Source organism: Pseudomonas asplenii, from assembly GCF_900105475.1.
Lineage (GTDB): Bacteria > Pseudomonadota > Gammaproteobacteria > Pseudomonadales > Pseudomonadaceae > Aquipseudomonas > Aquipseudomonas asplenii.
Window position 1 is genome coordinate 3,958,343 of record NZ_LT629777.1, and the last position, 16,110, is coordinate 3,974,452.

At 61.7% G+C, this 16,110-nt stretch carries 15 protein-coding genes and 1 tRNA gene; 8 read left to right on the top strand and 8 right to left on the bottom strand.

The window, feature by feature from the left end:
- Positions 1 to 128: 128 nt before the first annotated feature.
- On the top strand, positions 129 to 788 hold the full coding sequence (locus tag BLU37_RS18220; protein ID WP_408003679.1) for a PA2778 family cysteine peptidase: 660 nt from the start codon (positions 129 to 131) through the stop codon (positions 786 to 788).
- A 124-nt stretch (positions 789 to 912) separates the two neighbouring features.
- Here BLU37_RS18220 and BLU37_RS18225 read toward each other — a convergent pair whose 3' ends face one another.
- Complete coding sequence (locus tag BLU37_RS18225; RefSeq protein WP_010444410.1) at positions 913 to 2,196, bottom strand: NAD(P)/FAD-dependent oxidoreductase; 1,284 nt, start codon at positions 2,194 to 2,196, stop codon at positions 913 to 915.
- Positions 2,197 to 2,380: 184 nt separating this feature from the next.
- Here BLU37_RS18225 and BLU37_RS18230 point away from each other — a divergent pair.
- Positions 2,381 to 2,457: transfer RNA gene (locus BLU37_RS18230), tRNA-Val, on the top strand.
- Between the two features lie 447 nt (positions 2,458 to 2,904).
- A complete protein-coding gene (locus BLU37_RS18240; RefSeq protein WP_172833033.1) occupies positions 2,905 to 3,114 on the top strand; it encodes a hypothetical protein in 210 nt (69 codons plus the stop codon).
- A gap of 98 nt (positions 3,115 to 3,212) precedes the next feature.
- On the opposite strand, the gene BLU37_RS18245 is transcribed toward BLU37_RS18240, so the two are convergent.
- Positions 3,213 to 5,162 carry a DNA topoisomerase III gene (locus tag BLU37_RS18245; RefSeq protein ID WP_090207277.1) on the bottom strand — a complete coding sequence of 650 codons (1,950 nt, stop codon included), beginning with the start codon at positions 5,160 to 5,162 and terminating at the stop codon, positions 3,213 to 3,215.
- A 100-nt stretch (positions 5,163 to 5,262) separates the two neighbouring features.
- The gene (locus BLU37_RS18250) at positions 5,263 to 6,159 is read right to left on the bottom strand and encodes a LysR family transcriptional regulator (RefSeq protein WP_029530603.1); all 897 of its coding nucleotides are present in this window, start codon (positions 6,157 to 6,159) and stop codon (positions 5,263 to 5,265) included.
- Between the two features lie 229 nt (positions 6,160 to 6,388).
- Here BLU37_RS18250 and BLU37_RS18255 point away from each other — a divergent pair, with 229 nt between their 5' ends.
- Positions 6,389 to 7,000: an antibiotic biosynthesis monooxygenase gene (locus BLU37_RS18255; protein ID WP_010446574.1), complete on the top strand. Its 612-nt coding sequence runs from the start codon at positions 6,389 to 6,391 to the stop codon at positions 6,998 to 7,000.
- Positions 7,001 to 7,052: 52 nt separating this feature from the next.
- Here BLU37_RS18255 and BLU37_RS18260 read toward each other — a convergent pair whose 3' ends face one another.
- Both BLU37_RS18260 and BLU37_RS18265 read right to left on the bottom strand, forming a co-directional pair.
- Complete coding sequence (locus BLU37_RS18260) at positions 7,053 to 7,913, bottom strand: DMT family transporter (RefSeq protein ID WP_090207280.1); 861 nt, start codon at positions 7,911 to 7,913, stop codon at positions 7,053 to 7,055.
- Positions 7,913 to 8,797: a MurR/RpiR family transcriptional regulator gene (locus BLU37_RS18265; RefSeq protein ID WP_090207282.1), complete on the bottom strand. Its 885-nt coding sequence runs from the start codon at positions 8,795 to 8,797 to the stop codon at positions 7,913 to 7,915. The genes BLU37_RS18260 and BLU37_RS18265 overlap by 1 nt, the downstream gene beginning before the upstream one ends.
- 85 nt (positions 8,798 to 8,882) lie before the next feature.
- Between BLU37_RS18265 and BLU37_RS18270 the strand changes: the two genes are divergently transcribed.
- Positions 8,883 to 9,779, top strand: a complete 897-nt coding sequence (locus BLU37_RS18270; protein ID WP_090207284.1) for an oxidoreductase — start codon at positions 8,883 to 8,885, stop codon at positions 9,777 to 9,779.
- Between the two features lie 140 nt (positions 9,780 to 9,919).
- Here the strand turns inward: BLU37_RS18270 and BLU37_RS18275 are convergent, their stop codons facing one another.
- The 3 genes from BLU37_RS18275 to BLU37_RS18285 all read right to left on the bottom strand — a co-directional run bounded on the left by BLU37_RS18275 (position 9,920) and on the right by BLU37_RS18285 (position 13,282).
- Positions 9,920 to 10,270, bottom strand: coding sequence for a hypothetical protein (locus tag BLU37_RS18275; protein ID WP_010446570.1), 351 nt, complete (start codon positions 10,268 to 10,270; stop codon positions 9,920 to 9,922).
- A 637-nt stretch (positions 10,271 to 10,907) separates the two neighbouring features.
- Positions 10,908 to 12,899 (bottom strand): hybrid sensor histidine kinase/response regulator, encoded by a 1,992-nt coding sequence (locus tag BLU37_RS18280; RefSeq protein WP_090207287.1) that lies wholly within the window; start codon positions 12,897 to 12,899, stop codon positions 10,908 to 10,910.
- Between the two features lie 164 nt (positions 12,900 to 13,063).
- A complete protein-coding gene (locus BLU37_RS18285; protein WP_010446568.1) occupies positions 13,064 to 13,282 on the bottom strand; it encodes a hypothetical protein in 219 nt (72 codons plus the stop codon).
- Between the two features lie 209 nt (positions 13,283 to 13,491).
- Here BLU37_RS18285 and BLU37_RS18290 point away from each other — a divergent pair, with 209 nt between their 5' ends.
- The 3 genes from BLU37_RS18290 (at position 13,492) to BLU37_RS18300 (ending at position 16,078) form a co-directional block, all read left to right on the top strand.
- Positions 13,492 to 13,971: an Lrp/AsnC family transcriptional regulator gene (locus BLU37_RS18290; protein ID WP_010446566.1), complete on the top strand. Its 480-nt coding sequence runs from the start codon at positions 13,492 to 13,494 to the stop codon at positions 13,969 to 13,971.
- Between the two features lie 207 nt (positions 13,972 to 14,178).
- Complete coding sequence (locus BLU37_RS18295; RefSeq protein WP_090207290.1) at positions 14,179 to 15,462, top strand: hypothetical protein; 1,284 nt, start codon at positions 14,179 to 14,181, stop codon at positions 15,460 to 15,462.
- Between the two features lie 115 nt (positions 15,463 to 15,577).
- Entirely contained in the window at positions 15,578 to 16,078 is a 501-nt protein-coding gene (locus BLU37_RS18300; protein ID WP_157696385.1) for a hypothetical protein, read from the top strand.
- Positions 16,079 to 16,110 lie beyond the last annotated feature (32 nt).

Sequence of the window (16,110 nt, forward strand, 5' to 3'; positions counted from 1 at the left end):
CAAACTGCGATGAAAGGCTATACCCCTGTGCGACAGCGACCTATGATCAAGGCCCGAGCCAGGGCTGATCTGCCTGGCACCTGATCAAGAGAGTGAAGATGTTCAAGGGATCCAACCATTTTCAATCCATGTCGTCCCGTCGGTTGCTGATGGTGGGCGCGTTACTGCTGGCCCTGGGCGGTTGCGCCGGCAACGCTGTGCAGTCGCAATTGCAGCGACTGCCGGAGCGTGTGGAACTCAACGGTGTGCCGTTCTTCCGTGGCGAGGCCTACCAGAGTGGCCCCGGTGCGCTGGCCAGTATGCTGGCTCAGCAGGGCGTCACCGTCACCCCGGGGTTGCTGGACAAACCGCTGAAGCTGCCGGGCGCGGAAGCGGACCTGCAAGGCAATATGCAAAGGCTGGCGCGTGAGTACGGGATGGTGGTTTATCCGCTGGATAGCGAACTGCCGGCCTTGTTGAGCCAGGTCGCGGCCGGTTATCCGGTGCTGGTGCGCTTCAATGAAGGTCGGGTCTGGTCCGAGCCGCGTTATGCGGTGGTGGCCGGCTATAACCGCAACAAGCAGACGGTGTTGCTGCGGGCGGGGATGAACCGGCGACTGTTGATGGACTTCGGCACGTTCAGCTCGGCCTGGAAGGGCGCCGGGGGCTGGGCGGTCTTGATCCAGTCGCCGACGCAGTTGCCTGCCCAGGTTGATCGGCAGCGCTGGTTGACCGCCGCCGATGAACTGGCCCGTTCCGGCCAGGAGCAGGCTGCCGCCAGTGCCAGGAAAACGCTGGTCGGGCATTGATTCAGATCGGCTCCAACCGAGTCTGCGCCATACGCAGACTTGGCGTACGACGCCCATCCTGTAGGCGCCGGGCTTGCCCGCGAATGGGCCAGCAAGCCTGAACGCTTGCAAGCCCTTCAGCGCTTCAGATCCCCAGCTTGTCGCGCATCGTGTAGTACCACGCCCCCAGCGCACTGAACGGCGTGCGCAGCAATTGCCCACCGGGGAACGGGTAGTGCGGCAGATCGGCAAACGCATCGAAACGCTCGGCCTGCCCACGCAGTGCCTCGGCCAGTACCTTGCCGGCCAGATGGGTGTAGGTCACGCCGTGGCCGCTGCAGCCCTGGGAGTAATAGATGTTGTCGCCCAACCGACCGACCTGAGGCAGGCGCGATAGAGTCAGCAGGAAATTGCCGGTCCAGGCGTAGTCGATCTTCACGTCCTTGAGCTGCGGGAAGGCCTTGAGCATTTTCGGCCGGACGATCGCCTCGATATTGGCCGGATCACGCGCACCATAGACCACACCACCGCCGAAGATCAGACGCTTGTCACCGGAAAGACGGTAGTAGTCGAGCAGGTAGTTGCAGTCCTCGACGCAGTAATCCTGGGGTAACAGCGACTTCGCCAGGGCATCGTCCAAAGGTTCGGTGGTAATCACCTGGGTCCCGCACGGCATGGACTTGGCGGCCAGTTCCGGCACCAGGTTGCCGAGGTAGGCGTTGCCCGCAACGATGATGAACTTGGCCCTGACCTTGCCCTGCGGCGTGTGGACCACCGGATTGGCACCGCGCTCGATACGCACGGCCGGCGACTGTTCGTGGATCTTGCCACCCAGCGACTCGACGGCTGCCGCCTCGCCCAGCGCCAGGTTCAACGGGTGGATATGGCCGCCGCTCATGTCGAGCATGCCGCCGACATACTGATCGCAGTTGACCACTTCGCGAATACGGCGCTGATCCAGCAGTTCCAGCTGGGTATGGCCAAAGCGTTCCCAGAGTTTCTTCTGGGATTCGAGATGGCCCATCTGTTTATTGCTGAGGGCGGCAAAGACCCCGCCGTCCTTGAGGTCGCACTGGATGTTGTACTTTGCAACTCGCTCGCGAATGATCCGGCCGCCTTCAAAGGCCATCTGCCCGAGCAGTTGCGCCTGCTTTGCCCCGACGCTGCGTTCGATCACATCGATATCGCGGCTGTAGCTGTTGACGATCTGGCCCCCGTTGCGGCCCGAGGCGCCGAAGCCGACCTTGGCGGCCTCCAATACGGTCACCCGAAAGCCATTTTCCAGTAGGAACAGGGCGCTGGAGAGACCGGTATAACCGGCACCGATCACGCACACGTCGGTCTCGACGTCATCCTGCAAGGGCGGGCGTTCAGGTACCGGATTGGCCGATGCGGCGTAGTAGGACTGGGGGTAGGGAGTGTTCGCCATCCTGCAACCTCTGTTTTATATTTTTTACGAGTGGTTTGATCCTACCTCAGATGAAATACCCCCGCCAGCCATCCCAAACAGGGAAGTTGTTGGAGCCTCACTAAAAATTTCGCCTATTCAGAGACTTAGCGGGAAGAAAGGGGTTGACACCCCTCGGCAAATCCGTAGAATGCCGCCTCACAGCAGGCACGTAGCTCAGTTGGTTAGAGCACCACCTTGACATGGTGGGGGTCGTTGGTTCGAGTCCAATCGCGCCTACCAAACAAAATCCGCTCTGCTGGGCGGTCTGAAAGGGTCAATCGAAAGATTGGCCCTTTTTTGCGTCTGGCGTTTGATGAATCCTCCCTCTGCATCAAGTCCGCATTTGCGGCGGGCTGACCTCTGCCGTCTCCGGCGTTCTTGAAATACCGCCAAACACTCCTTTGATTGACCTCTTTCTGACGGTTCCTCAGCATCCGATTACAGGTGGCGAGGATGCGCGCCGCCAAATCTTGCGCAAGGATGCCGCATGGAAAGTAGAACGATCAGGTGGCTGGGTGAGACTCTGATTGGCATGGGGGCTGGAGCCGCTATCACCGGTTTTTCGACGTTGTACCTCTTGGCTGGAGAGGCAACGCCCAGGATGGTGTCGCTCGGTGTCACGTTGTTTGTCGTCAGTATTATTTGTTTTGTCTGTTCCTACGTGTGCGCAATTCAGGAGGTATGGCAGTGAAAGCCGCAATCGTTCTGTCCTGGCTGGCTTGTATGGTCCTGCTGATGGCGTTTGCCCTCTATCGTGGGCGCAAGAAGGCAACCGAGGGCGCGCAGCCTCGGCTGACCGATCGGGAATTGCTCAACCAGGCAACCACCGAGTTGCAGGCGCTTCGGGCGGAAGTTCGCCACCTCGGTCAGCAGATTGAGGGTAGGGCGGGAAGATAACAGAAGGGCTGCACGCCTTGAGTACGGCTCACGATGCGCTCTCGCGGCACACATTCTTTTGACCCTTCCCTATACCGGCGTGTTGGTTCTAGAGCGGTTCATTTTTTAGGATGACTCCCTGCCGCTTTCGTCGGGCGGCGGGCTTTTGTCGTTCTGCTTGCAGAGGCCTTGCGTTTCTTTTTCCATGGCGCTGGTGCCGCCGTGCCGGGTGGCATGCTGATCTGCAGCTTCAGTTCGACGCAGCGCCCCACCTGCTTGCTCATCCATGCCGCCTGCTTGGCGACGAATTCTTCCAGGCTCATCTCGCCGCTTTGCACCATGTCCAGCGCCTGCTCCCAGATGGCGGTGGTGCCCGGATCGGCAATGGCCTTTGGCACGGCATCAATCAGGCTGAAGGCCGCTGCAGTCGCTGACAGGCTCTTGCCGTGCTTGACCAGGTAATTGCGCTCCAGCAGACCCTGGATGATGCTGGCGCGGGTGGCTTCGGTGCCGATGCCGGTGGTTTCCTTGAGCTTCTGTTTCAGGCGCGGGTCTTCCACGTATCGGGCGACGTTTTTCATCGCCTTGATCAGGTCGCCCTCGGTAAAAGGCTTCGGTGGTTGGGTCCACAGGTCCTTGAGGTCGACCCGGTTCACCACGCATTCGCTACCTTCACGCAACGCTGGCAAGGCCTGTGGTTCGGGGGCTTCGCGGCCCTTGGTCGGCGCCAGGGCCTCCGGCAGGGCACGTTTCCAGCCGGGCTCGATCACTCGCTTGCCCACGGCCCGCAGTGCCTGGGCGGCACAGTCGAAATCGGCCTGGGTGCGGTCGTATTCGTGGTTGGGCAGGAACTGCGCCAGGTAACGGGCGCGAATCAGCGTGTAGACGGCTCGGGGCTTGCCTTGCAAGCGTTCGAGGTTCGCACCCGTGCCGGTCGGGATGATGCCGTGGTGGGCGGTGACCTTGGCATCGTTCCAGGCCCGTGAGCGGCGGCTCGGATCGAGATAGGGCGCCAGTTTGCCTAGGCTCGGCTCGGCCCGTTCCAGAGCGGCCAGCACCCGCGCGGCATCACCATGTTGGCTGAGGGGCAGAAAGCCGCAGTCGCTGCGCGGGTAGGTGATGACCTTGTGGGTTTCGTACAGCGACTGGGCAATATCCAGTGTTTCCTGGGCGCCCAGCCCCAGGCGTTTCGAACACACTTCCTGCAAGGTGCCAAGGTCGAAGGGCAGGGGCGCGGCTTCGCGAATCCGCTCGGTCTTGAGTTTCACCACCCGTGCGCTGGCCGCCACGCTCATGGCTGCGGCGGCCTGTTGGGCGAGGGCCTGGTTCAGGCAGCGATCCTGATCGTCACAGGCGTCCTGTGGCGCGCGCCATTGGGCGACGAAGGGCTGGCCGTCATGCAGCAGGTGCACATCGATTGCCCAATAGGCCACCGGCACGAAGTCGGCGATGCTGCGGTCGCGATCCACTACCAGGCGCAGGGTCGGCGTCTGTACCCGGCCCACTGGTAACACGCCCTGGTAGCCGGACTGGCGGCCGAGCAGGGTGAACAGTCGGCTCATGTTCATGCCGATCAGCCAGTCGGCTCGCGAGCGGCCCAGGGCCGAATGATAGAGGTTGAAGGTTTCGCCGCCGGGTTTGAGCGCGGCAAGTGCCTTGCGGATCGAGGCATCGTCGAGTGCCGACAACCAGAGCCGCTGGATCGGCCCGCGATAACGGCAATGCTCCACCAGTTCGCGGGCGATCATTTCCCCTTCGCGGTCGGCGTCGGTGGCGATCACCAGTTCCCGGGCTTCGCCCAGCAGGCGCTTGACCGCCTTGAACTGGCTGGCGGTCTTGGGCTTGACCTGCATCTTCCATTTTTCCGGGACAATCGGCAGGTCGGCCAGTACCCAGCGCTTGTAGCGAGCGTCGTAGGCATCCGGCGGCGCGGTCTCCAACAGATGACCGATGCACCAGGTGACCGTGGCATTGGCGCCGACCCAGCAGCCGTCGCCACGGCGCGTGGCGCCGAGTACGGCGGCAATGTCCTTGGCCTGAGAGGGTTTTTCGCAGAGGAACAGCCGCATTGCCACCTTCGTTCGATCATGTGCGCGATAGAGCGGATAGCATGCTCACTGCCAGGGCTTTGAGCAATCCTTATCTGTATGTATATACAGTTTATTTGTTTCAGCTCGCTGCGACCACCGCCAGTTCGCGCACCAGGAAGTCGATGAACGCCCGGGTCTTCTGCGGCACCCGGCGTGCCGAGGCATACACGGCGTTGATGCTGATCGGCGGCGCCTGCCATTCGCACATCACCGGTACCAGGCGCCCGGCGGCCAGGGCTTCCTCGACGATGAAATCCGGCAGCAGGGCGATGCCCATGCCCGCTTCGGCGGCCTGGGCCAGCAGGTCGCCGTTGTTGGCATGCAGCGGGCCGTTGACGGTGACCCGTTGAGTCTCCCTGCCATTGCTCAGTTGCAGGCTGACACCGCTTTGCAGGTAGCCGTAGTTCAGGCACTGGTGGGCAGACAGTTCCCGTGGCGTGGTGGGGATGCCGGCGCGTTGCAGGTAATCGGGGGAGGCGACCATGATGCGCGGTGCCGGGGCCAGCAACTTGGCGATCATGGACGAGTCCGGCAGGCTGGCGATGCGGATGGTCACGTCGAAACCACCCTTGACCGGGTCCACCTGCTGGTCACTGAGCACCAGTTGCAGTTCGACGTTCGGATGCTCTCGATGAAACAGCGGGATCAGCCGCCCCAATCGCCGCAGGCCGAAGGACATCGGCGCGTTGACGCGTAATACCCCGCGCAGCTCACCGATGCCATCGCGGGCCCGCTGCTCGGCTTCGTCCAGCGAGGCGAGCAGTTCGCGGGCCGACTCGTAGTACTCGGCGCCGGCTTCGGTCAGGTGCAGGCTACGGGTGGTGCGCAGCAGCAACTGCACGCCGATCGCTTCTTCCAGGGCCTGGATCTGCTTGCTGACTTTTGAGCGCGGTACATCCATCGCCCGTGCCGCCGCCGCAAAGCCATTGGCTCCGACGGTGGCGACAAACGCCCGCATGCATTCGATGCGATCCATGATTGTTCCTTCGATAGAATCAATGATTCTCGATTTTATGGAATTGTCCCTTTTTTATCCAGGCCCTACAGTGCGTCTCAAGCCGGTAGCACAGGTCTCCAAGTGGAGTCCGCAGTCAGCTGCCATATTGATGCACCCGGTGCCACGGCGTCGGGTCAGGCAAGAGGGAGGAGCGAGTGTCGCGACGACACTGGTCTCATCGTTCAGAGACAAAAGGACGGAATCAGCCATGAATATCGAATTGTCCGAAGGCGTGGTCACGCTGTTGGTGCGCCACCGGGTCAAGCAAGGTGGGGAACCAGCGTATGAAGCCTGGTTGCGCGAGATCGTCGCCAAGGCGCGCAGTTACCCCGGACATCTGGGCATCGACGTGGTCCGTGGCCACAGTAGCGGCCTGGCGCTGTTCACCAGCGTGCTACGTTTTGCCAGTACCGAACAGTTGCAGGTCTGGCTGGATTCCGCTGATCGCCGGGAGTTGGTCGATCAGGCCCGCTCGCTGTTGGCCGATGGTGACCAGACCGAAATCAATGAAGACCGCGAATTCTGGTTCAACCCCCAGCAGATGGATGCCCCGACCCCGCCACCGCGCTGGAAGCAGGCCTGCGTGACATTTCTGGTGATCCTGCCGCTGACGTTCCTGGTGCCGTTGTTGTGGAAGCCGGTCTTCGCATTGTGGCCCTGGCTGGGCGGTTATGTGCCGGCCAACGTGGTGATTACCCTGACCATTGTGTTGTTGGTGGTGTATGTGTTCATGCCACGGATGACGCGGTTGTTCAGGCGCTGGTTGCAACCCGGGCAGGGCACTGCGCCGGCTCCTGCGCACCTTGAGACCCGGCGCTAAAAGGTGGGCTCTTGTATCGCCAGCATCCGGGTGAGGTTGCCCGGACGAAGCCTCAAAGACTGATGGCCACGATCCCGGCCAGGACTATCACTGCGCCGACAACGCGGCGCGCGAGATGGCCCTCACGGAAAAGCCACCACGCGAGGAAAGAGCCGATGACAATGGATGACTCACGCAGGGGCGCAACAAGTGCCACCGGCGCGCTCAGCATGGCGGTGAGAACGAGGATATAGGCCAGTGGAGAGAACACGGCCACGATCAGGATCGGTACCGCGTCAGCGCGCAGGACGGCAGGGATCCGCTGTCGCCGTAGCAGCGCGATGGGGCTGAGGATCAGGCTTTGCAGCAGTAGTGTGCCAGCGTAATAGCTGACGGGCGCCAGTTGCCACGAGGTGATCGAGTGACTGTCCCAGAGGGTGTACGCGGCAATAGTAGCACCTGTTGCGGCCCCCCACAGCACCCCCGGCAGCGTACTGCTGCTCCTTCTTCTGAATAGATTGCCGACGACGACGAGTATGCCGGTGACGATGAGGATCGCGCCGAGCACCGCGATTGCAGTGAGCCGCTCCCCTAGCAGGAGAACCGCGAACAGCATCGTCAGCAGGGGCCCCGTGCCGCGGGCGACGGAATAAACCACCCCAAGTTCTGCGCGGCCGTAACCGGCCTGCAAGATCAGGGAGTATGCAATGTGCAAGGCCGCCGAGACGGCGCAACCTACCGTGAGCCGCCAATCGAGCACCTGCTGCCCCGTGACCATGAGGGCAATGCCGATCGGCACGCACAGCAGCGCCGAGGCGCAGGTATAGGCCCAGACAAACAGGAAGGTATCTTCACGCTTGTACTTCGAGGCGATGTTCCATAGCGCATGAGCTGTGGCCGCAGCGAGGACGAGCGCGACAGTGCTGGGGTTCATCAGTCGATGTCGGGCAGGTCGATGCCTGCCCGCTCTGCGTGGCGGCTGCGCTCTGGGTCGCGCAGGGCGAGGGCGGCGAGCAGGGCGTCAACGACGACGAGTTGGGCCAGGCGGCTGCCCGCTGCGGCCATCTGCGCCGGCAGTGGTGCTCCGCCGACCACCAGGGCGATATCCGCGAGGGTCGCCAGGGGTGTGCCGTACTGGTTGGTGATGGCGATGAGCGAGGCCCCGGCAGATGACGCGGCATCGGCGATGGCGAGCGTGGTGGAAGTGCGCCCGGTCGAACTGACGGCGATGACGACATCATCAGGACCTAGCAGGCGCGTCGCGATCATTGCCGACAAGTGGTCCGGGATGCTGATGGTCGTCACGCCGACCGCGCGCAGACGGAAAACGGCGTCGGCGGCCACCGTAGAGGACGGGCCGGCACCGAATGCGATCACCTGTCGCGCAGACAGGATCCTATCGACCGCCTTGTCGAACTCTGCGAGTTCGATGGCCCCGCCGAGTGCGGTCAGGGCGTCGGTGCCTGCGCGGATGGAGCTTTCAAGCACTGAAGCCGACGTAGCGTCCGCAGCGAGTGCTTCAGGCGGTGCAAAGAACCGGGTGGTACCGCGTGCACGGGCGATCTCGATCTTGAGTTCGGCAAACCCGCCGAACCCGATCGCACGCGCAGCGCGGACCACGCTCGGCGCTGAGACGCCAGCGCGTTCGGCTACCTGCGCGGCCGTGCTTGCGCCGACGAACAAGGGATCAGCCAGCAGCAGGGCGACCACCTTCGCCTCGCTGGCGGCGAGACCGGCGCTGCGGGCCTGGATGCTGCCAATCCATTGCCCGAGCCGCCCGTCATTGTTCGTAATTTTATTACCGGATTCGATAGTCATATGTAATATATTACATAGCCTGTCTGACGCACACAATCATCGTCTTGGCAGGCACTCTGCAACAGAGCCACAGGAGTTCGCGTCCATGGATACAGAAAACCTGACATCCGTCGCTGTCGTGGGGCCGGGTGCCATTGGCACCACGATCGCGGCAGTGCTGCACGAAGTTGGCCGCACGCCGTTGCTATGCGGCCGCACGTTCCGCGATCATCTGACGTTGCAGGAGGGCGATTGCCTCATCAGCATTCCCGGCCCCGTCCGGACGGATCCCGGACAGATCGATCACACGGTCGATCTCGTCTTTCTCGCTGTCAAGACAACACAGACCGAGGCCGCGGCGGGATGGCTTGCCACGTTGGTCGGGCCGCAAACGGTCGTGTGTGTTCTGCAAAACGGCGTCGAGCAGAGGGAGACGATCGCCCCACATTGCCCGCGCGGGCAGGTGGTTCCCGCTGTCGTGTGGTTTCCTGCGCAGGCGCAAGCCGATGGCTCGGTGCGCTTGCGCGGCGATGCGCGCCTCAGCCTGCCGGACACGCCGGCTTCTCGCGTGATAGCCGAAGCACTGCAAGGCACCCGCTGTTTCGTTGAGCTGGCCGCAGATTTCAGATCCCTGGCCTGGCGCAAGCTGCTGCAAAACGCAGCGGCCGGGCTCATGGCGCTCACGCATCGTCGCGCGGGCATGTTCAGCCGGTCCGACATCTCCAGGCTTACCCTGGACTATCTGCAGGAATGTCTGGTCGTGGCCCGTGCCGAGGGTGCTGAACTGGACGACGAGGTGCCGCAGGCGATCCTCGACACGTTCCTGGCGTTTCCCGCCGACATGAGCACCTCTATCCTGACGGATCGAGAAGCTGGCAGGCCACTCGAATGGGATATTCGCAACGGTGTGTTCTCCCGTCTTGGCCGGGCCCGTGGCATTGCAACACCCATCAGCGACGTTTTGGTGCCACTTCTTGCCGCCGCGAGTGACGGCCCTGGTTGATCCTGGCCTGCGCCCTCGCTGTCCTGGCTGATGGTCGTCGCGTATCGGGTCTCGATGTCGTCCGGCGAAGTTCGGTGTTGGCGTCATGGTGAAATAAAAAACCCGACAGCCAGTGTCGGGTTTTTTCGTCGCGGGGGAGGTTACTTGCGACCGCCCAGTGCGCCGCCGGCGGCGCCACCCAGGCCAGCGCCGATCGCTGCGCCGGTGCTGCCGCCGAGCTGGTTGCCCAGCAGCGAACCACCTGCCGCGCCCAAGCCGCCACCCAGGGCCGCCTTGGTTTTCTTGCCTTTCTTGGCTGCCACGGCGCCGCCTGCTGCGCCGCCCAGGCCGGCACCGATTGCCGCGCCGGTGCTGCCACCCATCTGCTGGCCGACCACGTTGCCCAGGACGCCGCCCAAGCCACCTCCGACTGCTGCCTGGGTACCCCCGGCAGCCATGGCGCCTTGGGTAAACAGGGCGCTGAGCGCCAGGACGGTAAGTGCTTTACGCATGTTGCGAACCTCGAAATGAATGGAGCGCCAATTGTCGCCGGGCGCGAGCGGGGACGCAAATGATCCAGAGGCCCGGGGCCGGTTTATGTTTTTGGCGGTGTCCGGAACTTTCCTGTTTCGAGTAACAATCGGGGATGGGTAAACATAGGTTGTTGAATAGGCCGTTCATCGGAATTCATATTCGCCCGAATGTTGACGATGACCGTGTTGTTGAGTAATTCCCAGATATTAACTGTGGTCTTTCAGGGGTTTTTGATAACCGATACGAACTACTTTGGTGCAAATACGCTACTGACTGGGTTGGATGGGGCAAAACAGGGCTACCTATGGCCTTTTGCTTACCGATACCCCGTAAAAAACTGTGGTTATTGAAGGGGTTATGAATAAAATTACACTCAAAATATCTTGTTACAAGTTTCCGGGATCCGTTATTATTACCTCGCGTTCACCTACCACGGTTTATGCATTCTTTAAGGCCCAAGCGTCCATCAGCCGCTTGGGCTTTTTTTTGTCTGGCGTTTGTGGTTTGAGTCTTCGTTATAAACCTTATTATCAATAAGGTTTATAACCCAAAGGCAAGTTCGCGGTCATCAACGGCTCTGTTCAACGGCACTCGGGCGAGCGCTCAGCAAGGCCATCAGGTATGGATGATCACGTCCCGCACGCGGTTGGCCAGATCATCCAGGGCAAACGGCTTGGTCATCACGTGCATGCCGGCCGCCAAGTTGCCATCACCGATGACCGAGTGCTCGGCGTAGCCGGTGACGAACAGGACCTTGAGCCCAGGCCGGGTTTGCCGGGCCAGCTCCGCCAGTTGGCGGCCGTTCATGCCACCGGGCAGGCCGACGTCGCTGACCAGCAGGTCGATACGGATCGGCGACTGCAGTATCTGCAACCCCTTCGCTCCGTCGCTGGCTTCCCATACCTTGTAGCCGCGTTCCTCAAGCAGATCGACCATGAGCATCCGCACCTGGGGTTCGTCATCGACTACCAGCACCGTTTCCCCCGCCACGGCGTGCAGGGCTGGCGGTGCGCTACGGACAACCGCGGGCTCCTGGGCATCGGCGAAGTGGCGTGGCAGGTAGAGACGCACCTGGGTGCCGTTGCCCGGTTGCGAATGGATGCGTACCTGGCCGCCGGATTGCAGGGCGAAACCATAGACCATCGACAGGCCGAGACCGGTTCCGGAGCCCAGGGGCTTGGTGGTGAAGAAGGGTTCGAAGACCTTGCTCAGGATGTCGGTCGACATTCCACAGCCGCTGTCTGCGACACTCAGGTACACATAACCACCGGGCGGCAGTTCCAGGGCCAGGGCCGATGCCGAGTTGAGGGTGATGTTGGCGGTTTCGATGCGCAGATGACCGCCGTCGGGCATCGCATCACGAGCATTGATGCACAAGTTGAGCAGCGAGTTCTCCAACTGGTTCTGGTCCACCAGGGTGGTCCACAGGTTCTCGGACAGTTTTGATTCGAGTTGGATCGATGGACCGACGGTGCGCCGTATCAGGTCTTGCATTTCCTTGACCATCAGGTTGACGTTGGTTGCCCGGGAGTCGAGGGTCTGGCGGCGGGAGAAGGCCAGCAACCGATGCGTCAGGGCGGTGGCCCGGCGTGAGGCGATCAGCGCGGCATTGATGTAGCGGTCGAGATTTTCCACGCGGCCCTGATTGATCCGGCTCTGGAGCATTTCCAGGCTGCCGCTGATGCCGGTCAACAGGTTGTTGAAGTCATGAGCCAGGCCTCCGGTCAGTTGCCCGACGGCTTCCATCTTCTGGCTCTGGCGCAGTTGTGACTCGGCCTTGGCCAGGGCCTGGGCCTGCTCCTTGTCGAGTGTGCAGTCGCGGCCCACGGCGTTGATGACCTCATTGGACGGGCTGGAGGACCAGTTGATCCAGCGGTAGCCGCCGTGCTTGCAGCGGTAGCGGTTCTCGAAGCGGCAAATGCTGCGTCCGGTCGCGGAGAACCGGGCTTGTTCAAGGCTTTGTTCGATATCGTCGGGGTGGATCAGGTCATACAGGCTGGTGCCGAGCAGCTCGGCTTCGGACCAGCCCAGCGTGGTTTCCCAGGCCGGGTTGATGGCGATGATCTGGCCATCGAAGCTGCAGCGCAGCATGATATCCGACGAGAGTGTCCACAATTGGTTGCGGTCGTCGGTACGGGAGGCGACTTCTTGTTCCAGCGAGGCGTTGAGTTGCTTGAGGGCGATTTCCGCTTGGCGCCGTTCGGTGATGTCGTTGAAGAACACGGCGACTTTGTACGCCCCGGGACTACCGACACGGACTGCATGCACGGCATACCAGCGATCGAGTGCCTGCGCCTGGTTTTCAAGACGTTGTTCGACCCCAGTCAGATAAACGTCACCGTAGATATCGCACCAGTATTGTTCGTGGGCCGGGAGCAGGTCCCGTACCCAGCGCCCCTTGGCGTTGGTGAGCCCGGTTTCGCGTTCGAACGCCGGGTTCATGTCGATAAAGCGGTAATCCACCGGTTTTCCGGTCGTATCAAACTTCATTTCGATAATGCAGAAGCCGGTGTCGACAGCCTCGAACATGGTTCGGTAGTGCATGTCTTGCTCGACGGTCTGTTCGAGCGTCCCGGTTTCTGGTGATTTCATGATTGCCCCGTGCATAAAAACTACCTGAATGGTCTCAGGGTGCCGCCTGCTGGTGAGTTTGGCTGTGCAGATGAAAAGAAGTTCGGGGGAGTCCGTTCTTGTCGTTTGACGGTCGTCGCCCAGAGGGAGGGGAGCCGCGGCCTGCCAGAGGCGGCCGCGTCTGCCGGAGTGCCTGCGCGTCAGTTGCCTTTCGCGTTCAGCTTGCGCAGTTCTTCATAGGTGGCCGACTGGACGAACCAGAAACCGGAGATGATGCACCAGATCAGCGTACCGCCGATCAGGCCGCCGAGGCCGGTCAGGAAGCTGCTGCTGAACATGGTGATCAGGCCGATCAGCCAGATGAAACCCAGGGCAATGTACAGAACGATGTTGTTGACGCCGATGACGAAGTCTTTCATGAGATTCCTTTTTTGGATGAAGTCCTGGGGGCGCTCACGCTGAGTGCCGCGTCGAACATCATATTTCCATGGGCGGCGGTTAACCAGCCATCTCGGGCAATATGGCGATCTTGACCGGGCACCGTTGAAAGGGATTCGGGCATCGGTCAAGGAAGGCCGTACAATGTCGTCCGTTTCTTTCTGGCCGTTTCAAGTGAGGCAAGCCATCCATGGCTGAAATTCGTGACCTGTCGATCGTGTTGGATCGTATCGACCAGGCAATTATCGAGGTGTTGCGCCACGATGGACGCATCACCTACCAGAAGCTCTCCGAGCGCGTGCACCTGACGCCCAGGCCTTGCCTGGAGCGCGTGCGCAAGCTGGAGCAGTTGGGCGTGATCCGTGGCTACGGGGCCATTCTTGACGAAAACAAGCTGTCGCCCGGCCTGTCGCTGCTGGTGTTGGTGGCGTTGTCCGGACAGAGCGGGCGGTCGGCGCAGAGGGCCTTCGAAGCCAAGATTCGCGCTTGTCCCCAGGTGCTGGAGTGCCATCTGATCAGCGGCGCTTTCGACTACAGTCTGCGCATGCGCTGCCGGGATATGGAGCACTATCGAGTGCTCACCGAGACCTGGCTCAATGATGAAGAACTGCACATCGACAAGCTGGTCAGCCACCCGGAACTGGCGATGGTCAAGACGGCCATGGAATGAGGTTGCGGCGCGCCAGAGCAGTGGTTTGGACAGCTGCGCCGTCCGGTTCCATACAAATGGCTCCCGGGGTCACTGGTATGGCGCGATGAGCCACAAAACCTGTTATTTCTGACAGTTGTGCGGGGAAACCTCAATGGATTGAATAGCGGGCAGATCGCAACGGTGGCACAACCGCAGGCGACGTCCCTTTCATGGAGGAATCCCCTGATGATGGTGCACGCGTTGCGCAGCAACCGGGTCAACCCGGCGGGTCAGCTGGACCGGGGATTTGGCTTCCTGGGCAAGGCGCTGGTGGTGTTTCCTGGCAGTCTGTCGAGCCAGGCCAATGATCTGCTGTTCTGTCCCGATGGAAAAATCCTCGTGGTCGCCAAGGTGGATCTGCCCGACGGCGTGCATTTTGGGCTGGCCCGCCTCAACCCCGACGGCTCGATGGATGCCTCGTTCGGCCAGGGTGGCAGCCTGGTCGGTCGGTTCGACGCCGAGGGCGGGTCGACGGCTATCAGCCTGCGCCGTTTGTGCGATGGGCGGATTCTGGTGTTTGGCTTGCACTATCCCGATGACCGCCGAACCGTTCCGGCGGTGGCGCGGTTCTTTGCCGATGGTCGTCTCGATCCGTGCTTTGGCGAGCAAGGCATTCAACTGTTGCGCCTGCCCGGCAGGCTCTCCGAGGGCCCCCGTGACCATTGGCTGCCGCCGGGGCTGGCGGGTGTCGAGAATTGCTCCGGTAGTGTGCAACCTGATGGCAAGATCCTGCTGACCCTCAACCATAGCGATGGTGCCACTGACCATGTGGGCCTGCTGGTACGTCTGCTGCCTGAGGGGGGGCTTGACCACAGTTTCAATGGCCTGGGGTTCGTGATGGTACGACGACGGCTGATGAATACCTGGCTCAGTTGTTCCCTGTTGCAGTCCGACGGCAAGATCCTGGTGGGTGGTTCGATCGATTTCCCACCCTGCGGCCTGATTGCCCGCTATCTGCCGGATGGTCAACTGGACCCGGCCTTTGGTCTTGAGGGTTACTTGTTCGTGCGTTTTGCCGACGCCAGTTCGATGGTCACGCGACTGGCCCGCAGCGCGCAGGGCCAATTGTTTTGCGTGGGTAATCGTTTCGAGCCGTTGGGCGGTGCGTTGCAAGGCTTCAGCGCCAATGGCTGCATCGACCGGCGTTTCAACCGGGGCGCCGCCGTGTTGCTGGATATCAATGCGCCGGCCTGTCGCTGGGCGACGCTCACGCTGCAACCGGACGGGGCGATTCTCGCCGCCGGCTCGACGGTGGCCGGGTTCGGTTCGGATCTGCTACTGGCGCGTTACCTGCCGGGCGGTCAACCTGACCCCGACTTCGGCTCGGGCAAGGGCTACATGCGCACTCGTCTGGGCAAGAGCCTGGACACCGTCACCGCGCTGGCGCTGCAAGGCGATGGGCGAATCCTGCTCGCTGGCCATTCACAGCGTGACACTTTCCAGGCGGTGGTGGTGCGTTATCTTGGCTGAATCCGATCATCCGGCCAGCGTCGTGCCCGTATCGGATACGACCGTTGGGCTGCTGGTGTCGCATGGCTTCGTATGGATGCCATAGTGGATGCAGGTCCATTGCGGAGAGCCGTTCATGTGGCGATTCAGTTTGCTGGTCGCAATGCTCTTGCTGGCAGGAGGTTGCTGGGCCGAAGACGTCCTCTATCGAACGCAACAGGCTGTCGAGTTGGGCAGTGCCCGTACCGACATCCGCCTGCAATCGAAGTCGCCTGCGGCGGTCGATCTCTCCGATCACAAGAGTGGCGACCCCCTGGTCCTGGTGTTGTCTGGGGTATGGGCGAGCAAGGCGCCTTCGGCAGGGTACCACCTTTATCTCAATGTGCCTCTGGGGCTGCGGCCACAGGTTTCGGACCCCGGTCATCTCGGCGAGGTGAGTTTCTATGGGGCTCCCGAGCACTACAGTCACGAGAATCCCAAGGAGGTTGCCTTTTTCCTTGATGACGCGCTCGTGCGCTTACGTGCAGCCGGGCGCCTGGCAGGTGCCCCCTCCCTGACGCTGGTTCCCGTCAGGCCTGAAAGGCCAGGCGCGCAGGCTCGTATCGAAGAGATCTCCATCATCGCGATTCCTCGTTGAAGTAAAAGTTCCGCGGCATCTGGATGAAATTT

Excerpts from the sequence above, each read along its gene's own strand:
- BLU37_RS18220 (WP_408003679.1), top strand. The coding sequence starts at position 129 with ATGTCGTCCCGTCGGTTGCTGATGGTGGGCGCGTTACTGCTGGCCCTG.
- BLU37_RS18225 (WP_010444410.1), bottom strand. The coding sequence starts at position 2,196 with ATGGCGAACACTCCCTACCCCCAGTCCTACTACGCCGCATCGGCCAAT.
- BLU37_RS18245 (WP_090207277.1), bottom strand. The coding sequence starts at position 5,162 with ATGCGGCTGTTCCTCTGCGAAAAACCCTCTCAGGCCAAGGACATTGCC.
- BLU37_RS18250 (WP_029530603.1), bottom strand. The coding sequence starts at position 6,159 with ATGGATCGCATCGAATGCATGCGGGCGTTTGTCGCCACCGTCGGAGCC.
- BLU37_RS18255 (WP_010446574.1), top strand. The coding sequence starts at position 6,389 with ATGAATATCGAATTGTCCGAAGGCGTGGTCACGCTGTTGGTGCGCCAC.
- BLU37_RS18260 (WP_090207280.1), bottom strand. The coding sequence starts at position 7,913 with ATGAACCCCAGCACTGTCGCGCTCGTCCTCGCTGCGGCCACAGCTCAT.
- BLU37_RS18265 (WP_090207282.1), bottom strand. The coding sequence starts at position 8,797 with ATGACTATCGAATCCGGTAATAAAATTACGAACAATGACGGGCGGCTC.
- BLU37_RS18270 (WP_090207284.1), top strand. The coding sequence starts at position 8,883 with ATGGATACAGAAAACCTGACATCCGTCGCTGTCGTGGGGCCGGGTGCC.
- BLU37_RS18275 (WP_010446570.1), bottom strand. The coding sequence starts at position 10,270 with ATGCGTAAAGCACTTACCGTCCTGGCGCTCAGCGCCCTGTTTACCCAA.
- BLU37_RS18280 (WP_090207287.1), bottom strand. The coding sequence starts at position 12,899 with ATGCACGGGGCAATCATGAAATCACCAGAAACCGGGACGCTCGAACAG.
- BLU37_RS18285 (WP_010446568.1), bottom strand. The coding sequence starts at position 13,282 with ATGAAAGACTTCGTCATCGGCGTCAACAACATCGTTCTGTACATTGCC.
- BLU37_RS18290 (WP_010446566.1), top strand. The coding sequence starts at position 13,492 with ATGGCTGAAATTCGTGACCTGTCGATCGTGTTGGATCGTATCGACCAG.
- BLU37_RS18295 (WP_090207290.1), top strand. The coding sequence starts at position 14,179 with ATGATGGTGCACGCGTTGCGCAGCAACCGGGTCAACCCGGCGGGTCAG.
- BLU37_RS18300 (WP_157696385.1), top strand. The coding sequence starts at position 15,578 with ATGTGGCGATTCAGTTTGCTGGTCGCAATGCTCTTGCTGGCAGGAGGT.